This window comes from Brevundimonas sp., assembly GCF_027484365.1.
Classification (GTDB): Bacteria; Pseudomonadota; Alphaproteobacteria; order Caulobacterales; family Caulobacteraceae; genus Brevundimonas.
The window spans coordinates 100539-114897 of sequence record NZ_JAIXTC010000018.1 but is presented as its reverse complement, the minus strand read 5'-3'; the positions used below and the strand labels follow the sequence as shown (position 1 = coordinate 114897).

Sequence of the window (14359 nt, the reverse complement as noted above, 5' to 3'; positions counted from 1 at the left end):
ATGATTACGAAGTTATAATCCGCGCCCGGCAGAAGTCGGCCAGGGCGCGGGGGTAGAGGGCGTGTTCGGCCGTGAGGACCCGCTGGGCGAGGGTCGCGGGCGTGTCGCCCGGCAGTATCGGGACGGCCTGCCGGTCGAGGATGGGGCCCTCGTCGAGGCCTTCGGTCACCAGATGGACCGTGCAGCCCGCCTCGACGTCACCGGCGGCCAGGGCCCGGGCATGGGTGTCGAGCCCGGGGTATCTCGGCAGCAGACTGGGATGGATGTTGAGCATCCGGCCCTCCCATCGTTGCACCAGGAAGGGCGTCAGCAGACGCATATAGCCGGCGAGGGCGATGACCTCGATCCCTCGCGCTTCGAGCCCGGCCTGCAGGGCGGCTTCGTGGGCCTGCCGGTCCTTGCCGAAAGGGCGGTGATCGACGGCGAGGGTCGGGATGCCCTTGGCGGCGGCGATCGCCAGTCCTCCGGCGTCCGGATCGTTGGACACGACGAGCGCAACCTCGAACGCCGAATCGGCCGCCTGTCCCGCGTCGATCAGCGCGGCCATGTTGGATCCGGCCCCGGAGATCATGACCGCCACGCGCACGCGGCCCCCGGGCAGGCTCATCGGGCGGCGGGCGCCGGCGGGTCGCCGACCGAGACGAAGGCGCCGGCCGGGCCGGGATAGACGACCGGGCTTTCATAGCCGTCGTCCGAGATGGCCGAGACGCCGAAGAAATAGTCGTCGATGGGCACGCCGGTCAGGACCAGCGACGTCGCCGTCCCGGCCGAGCGGTTGAAGGTCCATTGCGGGGCCGTCGTCGAACGCCACCAGACGCGATAGCCGGCCGCACCGGGCACGGCGGACCAGCGCAGGGTGGTGTCGGGCTTGACCGCGCCCTCGATGGTCACATCGGCGGGGACCATGGGGGCGGAGGCGAGCGCCGCCATGGTGGCGATGTTCAGCCGCGCGACCTGGGCCAGATAGTCGAAGTCGACGCCCTCGATCGTGTCGCCGTATTCGACCCCGTTCTCGGTGCGCAGGTCCTGGTGCTGGCGGTCGTAGTTCTCGGCCCCCTCGGAAATGCGGACGGCGGGGAAGCCCGCACGCAGCATCTCGACCTGGTCGCCACCGCGGCCGAACCGGTCGGTGCGATAGATCATGTCGACGTCGAAATTGGTCAGATAGCGGTCGGCGATGCCGTCGACGTAGCGGGCCAGGTTGCGCGATGACGAGTCGACCTCGCCGCCGTTGTAGCGCCGACGCTCGGCCTGCAGCGCGGTCTCGACCGTCTTGGTGCCTTCGGAGAAGACCCGGACCCGGGTCGTGTCGCGGACGCCCGACTGGCCTTCGGAGTTGCCGACGATGTCGTTGTTCAGATTGGCCTCGACCACCCAGCCCTGGGCCTTCGCATAGTCGGCCAGGATCTTGCCGCCCAGCAGGCCCTGCTCCTCTCCCGACAGGACGGCATAGACCAGGGTCGCGTCGAATTGGTGCTTCGACAGAACCCGGGCGGCTTCCAGCACGGCGGCCACGCCCGAGGCGTCGTCGTTGGCGCCCGGCGCGTCGGCAGTGAAATTCATCACGTCGGTGACGCGGCTGTCGATGTGGCCCGAGATGATGATGACGCGGTTCGGATCGCTGCTTCCGCGCTGGATGGCGACCACATTGACGACCTCGGTCGGGGTCGGGACGCGGGCGCCGGTCACGGTGTCGGCGGGCAGGGCGATCTCGAGACAGGTCCCGCACCCGGCCGAGATGCGGCGGAACTCCCGCTCGGTCCAGCGGCGGGCGGTGCCGATGCCGCGCGTCTCGGAAACGGTGTCCGACATCGTGTGGCGCGTGCCGAACCCGACCAGGGCGGTGATGTCGGCGCGCATCCGGTCGGCCTCGACCTGGGACACAACGGCGTGCAGCAGCGGCTGTTCGACGGCGGCCGGGGTCTGGGCATGAGCCAGCGCCGGGAGGGCCAGCAGGGCGGCGAGGGCGATCAGGCGCATGGACGACTCCAACAATGTATCCTTCTCCCCTTGGGGGAGAAGGTGGGCGGCTGAGCCGCTCGGATGAGGGGACTGGTTCACCAGATCCCCAGTTCGACATGGAGTCCGCTTCAGGCGCCCCCTCATCCGTCTCGCTTCGCGAGCCACCTTCTCCCCCGAGGGGAGAAGGACGCAATCCCCTAAACCAACTGCCCGCAGACGAACGCCGCTTCACCCGCTTCCAACAGCCCGGCCAGCACCTCTTCGGCGTTCTCCGGCGCGACGATGAGGATGAAGCCGACGCCGCAGTTGAAGGTCCGGCGCATCTCGTGATCCGAGATGCCGCCCGTCTCGGCCAGCCACTCGAACACCGGCGGAACCGGCCACGCGTTCCAGTCGAACGACGCCGACAGACCCTCGGCGACGCAGCGGGGCGGGTTCTCGATCAGGCCGCCGCCGGTGATGTGGGCCGCTCCCTTGATCAGGCCCGCCTTCATCAGCGGCAGGACCGGCTTCACATAGATTCGCGTCGGCTCCATCAGGGCCTGGGCCAGGGACCGGTCCTTTGCGAAGGGCGCATCGTCGCCCCAGGCCAGGCCCGAACGGTCCACGACCTTGCGGATCAGGGAATAGCCGTTGGAGTGGGGGCCCGAGGAGGCCAGGCCGATGATCAGGTCGCCGGTGTTCTGCAGGTCCAGCCGGGGCAGGGCGTGGCCTCGTTCGACGGCGCCCAGCGAGAAGCCGGCCAGGTCGTAGTCGCCGCCCGAATACATGCCCGGCATCTCGGCCGTCTCGCCGCCGACCAGGGCCGCGCCCGCCTGACGGCAGCCTTCGGCGATTCCCGACACCACCCGGCGCGCCGCGTCGATCTCGAGCTTCCCGGTGGCGTAGTAGTCGAGGAACAGCAGGGGTTCGGCGCCCTGGGCCAGCAGGTCGTTGACGCACATGGCGACCAGATCGATGCCGACGCCGTCGTGACGGCCCGTCTCAATGGCGATCTTCAGCTTGGTGCCGACACCGTCGGTGGTGGAGACGATCAGGGGATCGACGAAACCGGCCGCCTTGAGGTCGAACAGCGCCCCGAATCCGCCCAGGGACGGCTCCGAACCGGGACGGGCCGTGGACTTCGCCAGCGGCTTGATATGCTCGACCAGCATGTCGCCGGCGTCGATGTCCACACCGGCATCGGCATAGGTCAGGCCGTTCGGCAATGGGTCTTTGGTGTCGCTCATCGCTCACGGGCCTGGAATCGGTGCGGAAATATGGTCGCGGCTCTTGCCACGACCGCGTCGCGGGGGGCTATAGCATTTCAATGACGCCGATCACCACAAATGACGCTCTGGCCGCGTTCTGCGCCGCTGTCGCCGACGCCCCGTTCATCGCCGTGGACACCGAGTTCATGCGCGAGACCACTTACTGGCCCAAGCTGTGCCTGATCCAGGCCGCCACGCCCGAGCACGAGGCCATCATCGATCCCCAGGCCGAGGGGCTGGATCTTGAGCCGTTCCTGGACATCCTGCGCGATCCGAAGATCGTGAAGGTCTTCCACGCCGCGCGTCAGGACACGGAGATCTTCGTCAAACTGGGCGCCATGCCCAGGCCGATGTTCGATACCCAGGTCGCTGCGATGGCGGCCGGATTCGGCGATCAGGTCGCCTATGACGGGCTGGTCCGCCAGATGCTGCGCATCGACCTGGACAAGGGCAGCCGGTTCACCGACTGGTCGCGCCGCCCCCTCTCGGACGCCCAGCTGACCTATGCCATCGGCGACGTGACCCATCTGGCGGCCCTCTATCCGAAGCTGCGCGATCGGCTGAAAAAGGAAGGCCGTCTGGACTGGGTCACCCAGGAGATGGAGGACCTGGTCGATCCGGCCCTCTACGACACCGATCCGGAGAAAGCGTGGAAGCGGCTGAAGCCCAAGAAGTACAACGCGAAATACCTCGCTGCCTTCAAGGCGACGGCGGTGTGGCGCGAGAAGGCGGCCCAGGAACGCGACCAGCCGCGCGGCCGAATCCTGAAAGATGAGGCGATCGACGAGATCGCGACCCAGGCCCCGATGGACGTCGAGGCCTTCAACCGCCTGCGGTCCGTGCCCAAGGGGTTCGGCGGATCGCGCCTCGGCCTCGAACTGACCGAGGAACTGAAGCGGGTCATGGCCGATCCGGAGGCGCATGCGCCCAAGATGGACCGTCCGGCCCACAACCAGCCGGCCCCGCCGTCGGTGGTCGAGCTGCTGAAGGTGCTGCTCAAGGCCAAGAGCGACAATGCGGGCGTTGCCTCCAAGCTGATCGCCAACGTCGCCGACCTTGAGCGAATCGCCATCGACGACAACGCCCCGGTCGAGGCCCTGACCGGCTGGCGTCGGCAGCTGTTCGGCGAGGACGCCCTGAAGCTCAAGCGCGGCGAGCTCGCACTTGTCCTCAACGGCGCCCGCGTCGAGGTCGTCGAGATCGAGTAGGCCTCAGGCCGGCGTCGCCGGCTGCCACAGCTCGATCGGATTGCCCTCGGGGTCGTGGATGCGGGCGAACCGGCCCACCTCGGGGCTGGCGTCCCATTCCGGTTTGGTGATGACCTCGATCCCGGCGGCGGCGAGGCTGGCCTTGAGCCCGTCCAGATCGTCGACCCGCAGGTTCAGCATCCACGACTTGTCGGCCGCGAAATAGTCGGTGTCCGCCCTGAACGGCGAGAAGACCGTCGGCCCGGCCTGCTGATTCCAGAGAAAGACCCCCTCGGGCGCGCCCACGCCGAGATGGTCGAGATACCAGGCCGCCAGGGCCTTGGGGTCGCTTGAGCGGAAAAAGAACCCGCCGATGCCGGTGACAGCCATGGTCGCCTCCCTGTGACGGCGCACGATGGGCGCGGTCGTGTCAGATTTCCAGCTTCAGTCCCATCGCCTCGGCCAGGGCCTTGGCGCGGCGCCGCGTCTGCTCGCCCAGCAGGACGTCGGCATAGCCCGGCGAAGCCGTCAGCTTCAGGATGCCGTTCGTCACCGTGACCGAGGCGTTCGCCAGCAACTGCGGCGAACGCCCCGACAGGTCGCAGCCCAGCCGCATGGCCAGACCCAGGGCCCGGGCGCTGGCGCGGGCGTCATCGCTCAGCAGCCGGTCGACGACCGCGGGGGCAGGGGTGGACGACCCGCCACCGTAGCGGCCGTTCAGTGCGCACGCGAGCCAGACCCGCTCGGCATGGGTCTGGCCGGGGATCGGCGCGCGCAGAACCTGGTCGAACACCAGTTCCAGCCGGTGATCGGGATGCAACCGTGCGCCCAGGTCGGCCAGCCGGCAGGCGGCGGCGGCGAGAACCGCATCGCGTTCGCGGCCGAAGGCCTCGGGCAGGGCGGCGATGACATCGCCCAGCCAGGCGTTCAGGGCGGCGGGCATGGACGGCGAGATGCCCTGACGCGCGCCCAGGGCGGCGGCCCCGGCGATCAGCGGATCCGCAGGCGGCTCATCCCGGTCGAGGGTCTCGTAGAGCAGGCCCTCGCGCAGACCCCAGGCGGAGAAGGTGATGGTCTTCAGCCCGAGGGTGTCGATCAGCCCCTCGAGCACGAGGGCGGCGTAGGGCAGGGTTTCCGCGCGGCGTTTGGACACTCCGGGCAGACGGTCGAGGGATGTCCTCGACTGCTGCGCCACCAGACGGGACACCGCACGGGCGTCGTCGGCGCTCATGGCGTACTGGTGGACGATGTGCAGCGGATAGTCGCTCATCGCCATGTGCAGCTGGGCCAGCGAGCGCCAGCCGCCTCCGACCGCGTGCAGTTCACTGGCGGAGAACCGTCTGGCGGCCGGCTTCAGGCGGTCTGCGATCGCGGCGCGCAACCGTCCCGCGTCGAATCCCGAAGGGTCCGCCAGGCTGAACGGCCCGAGGGGCAGGGTAATGCCGGATGACGCCGTCCTTTCCCCGACCTTGATCAGTTCCAGGCTCGATCCGCCCATGTCGGCGGCGACCCCTGTCGAGCGCGGCTCTCCGGCCAGCACGCCGAGCGCGGCGTATCCGGCCTCTTCTTCCCCGGTCAGGACGCGGACGCGCAGGCCCGTGGTGGCGGCGACCCGGTCGCAGAAATCCGGACCGTCCCGGGCTTCGCGCACGGCGGCGGTGGCGGCGACGAAGGTATAGGCCGGCCGAACGCCTTCCAGCACGGCGGCGAAACGACGAAGCGCCGTCATCGCCATCTCCACCCCCGACGGCGAGAGCCTGCCGGTTTCGGGCAGGTCGCGGCCCAGCCCGGCCAGCACTTTCTCGTTGAACACGGTCCAGATGGCGCGGCCTTCCAGCCGGTACAGCACCATGCGGACGGAGTTGGAGCCGATGTCGATCACCGCGGCCTCGCGCGGCGTCGTGTAGAGTTCGTTCACTGACCGGGCCGATCGTAACGCAGCGCTTCCGGCCGGGTCTTCACCTTGCGGCCCCGGCCGGACAGGCTGGGGTTGGTCATGAAATACTTGTGGGCCGAGAAGGGCCGTGCCGGATCGGCGGGCGTGACCCGCGTGTAGCCTCCGTCGGCCCCCAGGACCCAGCTCTGGGCGTCGTCCTTCAGGTTGGCGACCATGATCTGATCCAGCACCTGGTCGTGAACGGTGGCGTTGAAGACCGGGGTCATGATCTCGACCCGGCGATCCAGATTGCGGGTCATCCAGTCGGCGGAACTGATGAAGACCTTGGCCTTGTCGTGCGGCAGATCTTTTCCGTTGGCGAAACAGATGATCCGGCTGTGCTCGAGGAAACGGCCGACGATCGACTTGACCCGGATGTTCTCCGACAGACCCGGCACGCCGGGTCGCAGACAGCAGATGCCGCGCACGACCAGTTCGATCCGCACGCCCCACTGGCTGGCCCGGTACAGGGCGTCGATGATCTCGGGATCGACGAGGGCGTTCAGCTTGACCCAGATCGCCGCCGGCTTGCCCTTGGCCGCCGCCGACATCTCCTTGCCGATCAGTTCGATCAGGGTGGACTTCATGTTCAGGGGGGAGACGACCAGCGCCTCCAGATCTTCGGGCTGGGCGTAGCCGGTGATGTAGTTGAACACCCGCGACGCATCCCGGGCCAGGACGGGATCGGAGGAGAACAGGCTCAGGTCGGTGTAAATCTTGGCGGTGATCGGGTGATAATTGCCCGTTCCGAAGTGGCAGTAGGTCTTCAGTCCGTCGCCCTCGCGGCGCACGACGACGCTGAGCTTGGCGTGGGTCTTGTATTCGACGAAGCCGAAGACGACGTGGACCCCGGCCCGCTCCATGGCGCGAGCCCAGCGCAGGTTGGCCTCCTCGTCGAACCGGGCCTTGATCTCGACGAGGGCGACGACGTTCTTGCCGTTCTCGGCCGCCTCGATCAGGGCGGCCACGATCGGACTGTCCTTGGACGTGCGATACAGGGTCTGTTTGATGGCGATGACGTTCGGGTCGCGGGCCGCCTGACGCAGGAACTGCACCACCACGTCGAAGCTCTCGAACGGGTGGTGGATCAGGATGTCCTTCTCGCGCACTGCGGCGAAGACGTCCCCGCCCTGGTCGCGCACCCGTTCGGGATAGCGGGGCTCATAGCCGGGGAATTTCAGGTCCGGATGGCCCGACGGGATGAGTTCGCCCAGCTGCGCCAGGCCGAGCATGCCGTCGACCAGAACCACGTCCTGGGGCGCGGCCTCCAGTTCGCCGACGATGAACTCGCGCAGGTCGTCGGGCATGGACGCCTCGATCTTGACTCGCACGACCGAGCCCAGGCGACGCTGCTTCAGCGCCTCCTCGAACTCGAGGACCAGGTCCTCGGCCTCTTCCTCGATCTCGATGTCCGAATCGCGGATCAGACGCAGCACGCCCTTCTCCAGCACCTCGTGACCGGGGAACAGGTGCTCGATGAACAGCAGCAGGACGTTCTCGAGCGAGATGAACCGCCTGCGCCCCTTCACCGAGCGCCCGTCGCCGGTCAGCTCCCAGAAGCGCCGCACCTGGGTCGGGACGGGGACCAGGGCATAGAGGGTCTTGTTGTCCCGCTCGCGGCGCAGTTTCAGCGCGAGGGAGAAGCCGAGGTTGGGCAGGAAGGGGAAGGGGTGGGCCGGATCGATGGCCAGGGGGGTCAGGACGGCGAACAGCTGGTTCAGGAACTCGGGCTCCAGCCGTTCCTTGTCGGTCTTGGTGATCTTCCCCGCGTGGACGACCTCGATCCCCGCGCCGACCAGTTCCTTGCGCAGCTGGCGCCAGCGCCCCTGCTGTTCGGCCATCAGTTCGCCGGCGGCGATGTTCAGCTTTTCCAGCTGTTCGGCGGCAGTCAGGCCGTCGGCGGACAGGACCCGGACACGCTCGCGCACCTGGCCTTTCAGACCGGCGACCCGGGTCATGAAGAACTCGTCGAGGTTATTGGCCGAGATCGACAGGAACCTCAGCCGTTCCAGCAGGGGGTGGCTGGGGTTCGCGGCTTCTTCGAGAACCCGGGCGTTGAAGGCCAGCCAGCTGATCTCGCGATTGAAGAACCGCGTGGGCGAGGCCATCAGATCCTCGTCCAGATGAAGCTGGGGCGCACGGGAGGAGGGGACTTCCTCACCCCGGGTGGCGTCGGATATGGCGGCGTCGGACATGGGCCGGTTGTGGGACGCGTTTGTTACGGCTGCAAGCGTGAAGGACAAGCGTCACCGTATTGACTCCGGCACTGCGCTCCCGAAGATAAGGCAAGGGGCGGGTGTTCGAGCCGCCGTGGGGACAGACCATGAAATTGATCTTGAAGACGGCGCTGACTGCAGCGTCGTTCGGCGTGTGCGTGCTCGCTTCGACGGCCCAGGCCCAGAATCTGGTTACCAATGGAAGCTTTACCGGCGGCCTCACTGGCTGGACGCCCGCCGCCGCGACGACCAACGTCGCAACCGGCACCTGTAGCTTCAACGGAGCCGCCCAACCCGGAACCGAAACCGCATCGGGATCGGCGGGGTTTACAACGGCGAACGCAGAACTCGCTCTCGGAAGCGTCATCCTGACCAGCGCAGGGTCTCGCAGTTGCGTGCTTTATCAGGACATCGCCATCCCGGTCGGCGCGACGACCCTGACACTGTCAGGTGATTTTGGAACAAGGGCGGGTGGCGCAGGCGTTGTGTCGACAAGCGACCGTGCGATGTGGGTGGGTGTCTATCCAACGACCTCCGTTCCGAACTATCAGCAAGCCCCGCTGTCGGGCACCAACCGCATCATTGTCAGCGGCGCCAATAACACCGCTCTGACTCCCGCCGCGATCGCCTCTTTCTCCGTGGCTCCTTATGCGGGCACGACGATCCGGCTGGCGATCATCAACGCGATGCAATCCCCTGGCTCGGGCGGCCTGGCTCCTGTGGCGAACGGCTATTCTGTCGCAGGCGCCAGCAATGTCCAGGCGGTCGTGGCCGTGTCTCCGCCTGCGCCGGTTCCCACCCTGTCCGAATGGGCGATGATCCTGCTGGGGATGACGCTGGCGGGCGCCGCAGCCTGGCAGATATCGCGCAAACAGGTCGTCAGGACGGCCTGATCCGTACGCGGTTACTCGAACAGCTCGTCCGTCGCGTCCAGGACCTGACGGGCGAGCGCCCGCGAAATCGGTCGATGCTCGGCATCCAGCCGCTCGACGATACGCGCCACAGCCTCCGCTGACCGATCAATGCGGCGAACCAGATAGTCGATCACTCCGTCTCCCGGGGTGATGCTGCGCTCGGCGAACCGGGCCGCGAGGATGGCCGACAGGACTGCGTCGTCCGGAGCCTCCAAGGCCACGACCCGGACGGCGTCGAGCCGCGAGCGCAGATCGGGCACGGCGACCTGCCAGCGCCGGGGTGAGGGGCGCGACACCAACAGAAGGGCGCCGCCGTCCTGCTGGGCCAGGTTGATCAGGTGAAACAGGGTCTCGTCGTCGGCCTCCTGGGCGATGTCGAGCAGGACCGGTCGACCTTCCAGCTCCAGCGGATCGGCCAGGGCGGCCTCCGACCCGTTCAGGGGGATGGCCCCGACCCGTTCGGCCCAGACGGCGGCGAGGTGGCTCTTGCCGCAGCCGGCGGGCCCGCAGATCGCCATGACCTGGCCCGCGCTGTCCGGCCAGACGGCGAGGGCGTCGACGGCATAGGCGTTGGAGGCCGAGCGCACGAAGGCCGCCGCGCCCTGGGGCGCTTCCCGGGTCAGGGGCAGCCTGAGCTGTTCGCGAAGGGGACGGCGCGCCGACATGGGATCACCATAGCAGATCGGCCGGATTGTCCTGATACGGGATCATGATCCGACGTGGACAGACGAACCGGCCCTGTGGACCGCTGCGACCGCTTCTGACGTCGAGCGAATAAAGTCATTCGACCTGGAAAACGTCTCCACGACCCGCCAGACGGGTCTCGACCTGTTCCGAACGCGCCTGGGTTTCGCATGGCGCTACACTCGAGGGGCGTCCAGGCGGCGGCGTGTTTCCCAAGGGCGGTGCGAACGCTTCGGACGCTTCGGACGCTTCGGACTGGGTTTTGGAGTCCGCAGACCCCGCCGATCCGGCCGCGACCTTGACTTTCCGGGGCGCGGATGCGCCTTACGCCGCTTCCAATTCCCGCCGTTTCGCGGCCGATTCAGACGATTTCACCATGCACGCCTATCGCTCCCACACCTGCGGCGCCCTCCGGTCTTCGGACGCAGGCTCCAATGTGCGCCTGTCTGGCTGGGTGCACCGCAAGCGCGACCACGGCGGTCTGCTGTTCATCGACCTGCGCGACCACTACGGCCTGACCCAGCTGGTCTTCCATCCGGAGACCCCGGGCTTCGCCGCAGTCGAGCGCGTGCGCGCCGAGAGCGTGATCCGCGTCGACGGCGAAGTGGTCGCCCGCGACGCCTCCGTCGTGAACCCGAACCTGCCGACCGGCGAGATCGAACTGCGCGTCACCGGCGTGGAGATCCTGTCCGAGGCCGCCGAACTGCCGCTGCCCGTCTTCGGCGAGCCGGAATACCCCGAGGAAATTCGCCTCAAGCACCGCTACCTCGATCTGCGCCGCGAGACCCTGCACAAGAACATCGTGCTGCGCTCGAAGGTCATCTCCTCGATCCGTCGCCGCATGGTCGACCAGGGCTTCCTGGAGTACCAGACCCCGATCCTGACGGCCTCGTCGCCGGAAGGCGCGCGCGACTTCCTGGTGCCGTCACGTCTGCACCCGGGCAAGTTCTACGCCCTGCCGCAGGCCCCGCAGCAGTTCAAACAGCTGCTCATGGTCTCGGGCTTCGACCGCTACTTCCAGATCGCCCCCTGTTTCCGCGACGAAGACCTGCGCGCCGACCGGTCGCTGGAATTCTACCAGCTCGACGTCGAGATGAGCTTCGTCACGCAAGAGGATGTTTTCGCCGCAATCGAACCCGTCATGCATGGCGTGTTCGAAGAGTTCGCCGACGGCAAGCCTGTGTCGCCGATCGCGGGAACCCACACCTTCACCAACGACTTCGGCCAGACCCTGGAACACACCGGGTTCGAGCGTCTGACCTACGAACAGTCGATGAAGTGGTACGGCACCGACAAGCCGGACACCCGCAACCCGATCAAGATGCAGGACGTCTCGGAGCATTTCCGCGACGGCGGCTTCGGCCTGTTCAACAAGATCCTCGGCGCCGATGCGAAGAACGCCGTCTGGGCCATTCCGGCCCCGACCGGCGGAAGCCGCGCCTTCTGCGACCGCATGAATTCCTGGGCCCAGGGCGAGGGCCAGCCGGGCCTCGGCTATATCTTCTGGTCAGACGATAACAACGCCTGGGGCGGGCCGATCGCCAAGAACCTCGGCGAGGCCACTGATGCCCTGATGGCCGCCCTCGGCCTCGGAAAAGGCGACGCCGCCTTCTTCGCCGCCGGCCTGCCGTCGGTCTTCGCGAAGTTCGCCGGCCTGGCGCGCACCCGCGTGGCCACCGAGCTGAAACTGGTCGACGAGGAGCAGTTCAAGTTCTGCTGGATCGTCGACTTCCCGATGTTCGAATGGTCGGAGGAAGAGAAGAAGGTCGACTTCTCCCACAACCCGTTCTCGATGCCGCAGGGCGGGCTGGAGGCTCTGGAGACCCAGGATCCCCTGACCATCCGCGCCTATCAGTACGACATCGTCTGCAACGGCTACGAGCTGTGCTCGGGCGCGATCCGGAACCACAAGGCCGAGATCATGCTCAAGGCCTTCGAAATCGCCGGCTACGACGCCTCGGTCGTTGAGGACCAGTTCGGCGGCATGCTGAACGCCTTCCGCTACGGCGCGCCGCCGCACGGCGGCCTGGCTCCCGGAATCGACCGCATCGTCATGCTGCTGGCCAATCAGGTCGCCATCCGCGAGGTCATCGCCTTCCCGCTGAACCAGCAGGGTCAGGATCTGCTGATGAGCGCGCCCGCCGATGCGCTGGAGCGCCAGTACAAGGAACTGCACATCCGCCCCAGTCTTCCTCTGAAGTAAGCCTTCCGCTCAGGTAACCCTGCCGTTCAAGGAGCGGCAGGAAGGCCGATCGTCGTGGTCAGTGGCGGTCGGCGCTGGCGATGTCCCGCCGCGGCGAGGGTGCGGCCGGCGGCGCGGGCGGAGCCGGGGGTGACGGCATCCGGACCATCCCCCGTGAGCCGCAGGAGCGGACGCTGAGTCCGCGCGGCAGACGGGTCGAGGAATCGCCGCAGGCCTGCGAGATCTGGGTCTGGGTCAGGCCCCGGGCGCCGGACAGGTCGGCACCCCGGATATCGGTCCGGCGCAGCGAGGCGTCGGTGAAGACGGCCCGCCCGAAGCTCGCCTGGGACAGGCGGGCACCGTCCAGCTGGGCGCTGCTCAGGTTGGCCGCGCCGAAGTCGCCGCCGGCCATGTTGGCGGCGTTCAGTTCGGCGTTGGCGAAGGAGGCTCCGCGCGCGCTGACGTTCGCCAGGGTCGTGCCGAACAACTCGGCGCCGGACAGATTGGCCCCGGTAAGGACCGCGCCGTTCATGTTGGCGCCCATCAGTTCAGCACCTGACAGATTGGCCCGACTGAGATCCGCGCGACTGAAGACCGCACCCTGGGCTTCCGCGCCGTTGATGTTGGCGTCGCGAAAAGCCGCCCCGGTGAAGTTCGATCCCACGAGTTCGGCGCCGGCCATGTTGGCGCGGCTGAAATCGCTTCCGGAGAAGTTGGAGCCGACCAGTTCGGCGCCGCGCAGGTCCGCGCCGACCAGGGTCGCGCTGGTGAAGGTGGCTCCGGTGAAGGTGGCGCCGGCGAGGTTGCGGCCCGACAGTTCGCAGCGGTTGCAGGATCCGCCCAGCGAGATCATCCGCGTCACGTCGCGATCCTGGATCGACAGGCTGACCTCTGCCGTAGCCGGCGCTGCGAGCGCCGAGAGGCCCGCGAACAGCGCCAGCGCGGGCAGGGCGACGGAGAGGCGGCGGGAAATGAACACGATCTGTTTCACGCCCTCTAGATGATCCCTGGGCAACCGAAACCCTACTTAAATCGCGGTAAGAATGAAGGTCTTCAGCAGGCGGGAATGCGCAGGCTTCCGGGCAGGATGGTCGACGTGTCGCCGCAGGCGCGGTTGAGCTGACTCTGGGTCAGGCCCGTTGCGCGCGACAGCTGGGCTCCCGAGAAGTTGGCCCCGGTTAGGGTCGCGCCGGAAAAGCTGGAACCCTCGAGATAGGCGCCGACGAAGCTCGCGTTGGTCAGGTCGGCCCGGCTGAAATTCGAACTGGAGAAGACACCGCCATAGGCCTCGACGTCGCGCAGGTCGGCGCCGGAGAACCGGGTCCGGTTCATCACCGAGAGACTGAGATCGGCCTGACGCAGGCGCGACCCGCTCAGGTTCAGGCCTCGCGCCTCCAGCCCCGAGAAATCGCCCTGGAACAGGTTGCAGCCGGAACAGCTGGCGCCGCCGCGCACGCGGGCGATCTGGCCGGCGTTCTGGGCGAAGGCGGGGGTGACCAGAAGGACAAGGGCGGCAGCGAGGATCAGGCGTTTCACGGCGGTCGTACTCCGAAGCCGGCGGGCCGGCGGCAGTCGTCTCTTCATCTCTACTGCACAGGAGCTTACGATCTGCTGAACCCAGCTCAGTCGGGTGTGACGACGCGGGCGAGCATGGCGCGATAGCCCTCGGACAGGGGTTCGGACCGTCCTTCGAGAGCCCGGACGTAGGTCAGCGACACCTCGGTCAGGAGCTGGCCGTCGCGCAGGATGTCGACGCGCAGGTCGTAGCTGGAGCGGCCGATCCGCGAAACGGAGACCCGGATGTCCAGGAGGTCGTCGAAGCGGGCCGATGCGCGAAAGCTGGCGCGCGCATCGACGACATAGCTCTGGCCCATGTCGGGATGGTCGCCGTTCATCACACCGGCGGCGCGGAAAAACTCGGTCGCGGCCACATCGGCGTAGACGAAATAATTGGGGTTGAAGACCACGCCCTGGGCGTCGACCTCGCCCCAACGAACGCGAAGGGGGCAGCTGAAGGCGGTCACCAGG

Annotated in this window: 13 protein-coding genes; 3 read left to right on the top strand and 10 right to left on the bottom strand. The window is 67.6% G+C overall.

All coding sequences use genetic code 11. The features are described 5' to 3' along the window. Positions 1 to 4: 4 nt before the first annotated feature. The 3 genes from purN to purM form a co-directional block, all read right to left on the bottom strand. Positions 5 to 607, bottom strand: coding sequence for a phosphoribosylglycinamide formyltransferase (gene purN / locus Q0044_RS08615; RefSeq protein WP_298161487.1), 603 nt, complete (start codon positions 605 to 607; stop codon positions 5 to 7). Continuing rightward, entirely contained in the window at positions 604 to 1980 is a 1377-nt protein-coding gene (locus Q0044_RS08610; protein ID WP_298161486.1) for a M28 family metallopeptidase, read from the bottom strand. Before Q0044_RS08610 ends, purN begins: the two co-directional genes overlap by 4 nt. Positions 1981 to 2159: 179 nt before the next feature. Then, complete coding sequence (gene purM / locus Q0044_RS08605) at positions 2160 to 3191, bottom strand: phosphoribosylformylglycinamidine cyclo-ligase (protein ID WP_298161485.1); 1032 nt, start codon at positions 3189 to 3191, stop codon at positions 2160 to 2162. A gap of 80 nt (positions 3192 to 3271) precedes the next feature. Between purM and rnd the strand changes: the two genes are divergently transcribed. Then, positions 3272 to 4420: a ribonuclease D gene (gene rnd / locus Q0044_RS08600; RefSeq protein WP_298161484.1), complete on the top strand. Its 1149-nt coding sequence runs from the start codon at positions 3272 to 3274 to the stop codon at positions 4418 to 4420. A gap of 3 nt (positions 4421 to 4423) precedes the next feature. On the opposite strand, the gene Q0044_RS08595 is transcribed toward rnd, so the two are convergent. The 3 genes from Q0044_RS08595 to Q0044_RS08585 all read right to left on the bottom strand — a co-directional run bounded on the left by Q0044_RS08595 (position 4424) and on the right by Q0044_RS08585 (position 8530). Further along, complete coding sequence (locus tag Q0044_RS08595; RefSeq protein WP_298161483.1) at positions 4424 to 4789, bottom strand: VOC family protein; 366 nt, start codon at positions 4787 to 4789, stop codon at positions 4424 to 4426. Between the two features lie 40 nt (positions 4790 to 4829). Then, entirely contained in the window at positions 4830 to 6251 is a 1422-nt protein-coding gene (locus Q0044_RS08590) for a Ppx/GppA phosphatase family protein (protein ID WP_524536159.1), read from the bottom strand. A 62-nt stretch (positions 6252 to 6313) separates the two neighbouring features. After that, on the bottom strand, positions 6314 to 8530 hold the full coding sequence (locus Q0044_RS08585; RefSeq protein ID WP_298161481.1) for an RNA degradosome polyphosphate kinase: 2217 nt from the start codon (positions 8528 to 8530) through the stop codon (positions 6314 to 6316). 101 nt (positions 8531 to 8631) lie between these two features. On the opposite strand from Q0044_RS08585, the gene Q0044_RS08580 reads away from it, so the two are divergent. Continuing rightward, positions 8632 to 9444, top strand: coding sequence for an IPTL-CTERM sorting domain-containing protein (locus tag Q0044_RS08580; RefSeq protein WP_298161480.1), 813 nt, complete (start codon positions 8632 to 8634; stop codon positions 9442 to 9444). 11 nt (positions 9445 to 9455) lie between these two features. On the opposite strand, the gene Q0044_RS08575 is transcribed toward Q0044_RS08580, so the two are convergent. After that, positions 9456 to 10130, bottom strand: coding sequence for a P-loop NTPase family protein (locus Q0044_RS08575; RefSeq protein ID WP_298161479.1), 675 nt, complete (start codon positions 10128 to 10130; stop codon positions 9456 to 9458). A 395-nt stretch (positions 10131 to 10525) separates the two neighbouring features. Here Q0044_RS08575 and aspS point away from each other — a divergent pair, with 395 nt between their 5' ends. Then, a complete protein-coding gene (aspS, locus tag Q0044_RS08570; protein ID WP_298161477.1) occupies positions 10526 to 12352 on the top strand; it encodes an aspartate--tRNA ligase in 1827 nt (608 codons plus the stop codon). Positions 12353 to 12410: 58 nt separating this feature from the next. Here aspS and Q0044_RS08565 read toward each other — a convergent pair whose 3' ends face one another. The 3 genes from Q0044_RS08565 to Q0044_RS08555 form a co-directional block, all read right to left on the bottom strand. Further along, the gene (locus Q0044_RS08565) at positions 12411 to 13322 is read right to left on the bottom strand and encodes a pentapeptide repeat-containing protein (protein ID WP_298161476.1); all 912 of its coding nucleotides are present in this window, start codon (positions 13320 to 13322) and stop codon (positions 12411 to 12413) included. A 62-nt stretch (positions 13323 to 13384) separates the two neighbouring features. Beyond that, entirely contained in the window at positions 13385 to 13867 is a 483-nt protein-coding gene (locus Q0044_RS08560; RefSeq protein ID WP_298161475.1) for a pentapeptide repeat-containing protein, read from the bottom strand. 86 nt (positions 13868 to 13953) lie between these two features. Continuing rightward, positions 13954 to 14355, bottom strand: coding sequence for an acyl-CoA thioesterase (locus Q0044_RS08555; RefSeq protein WP_298161474.1), 402 nt, complete (start codon positions 14353 to 14355; stop codon positions 13954 to 13956). Between the last annotated feature and the right edge of the window lie 4 nt (positions 14356 to 14359).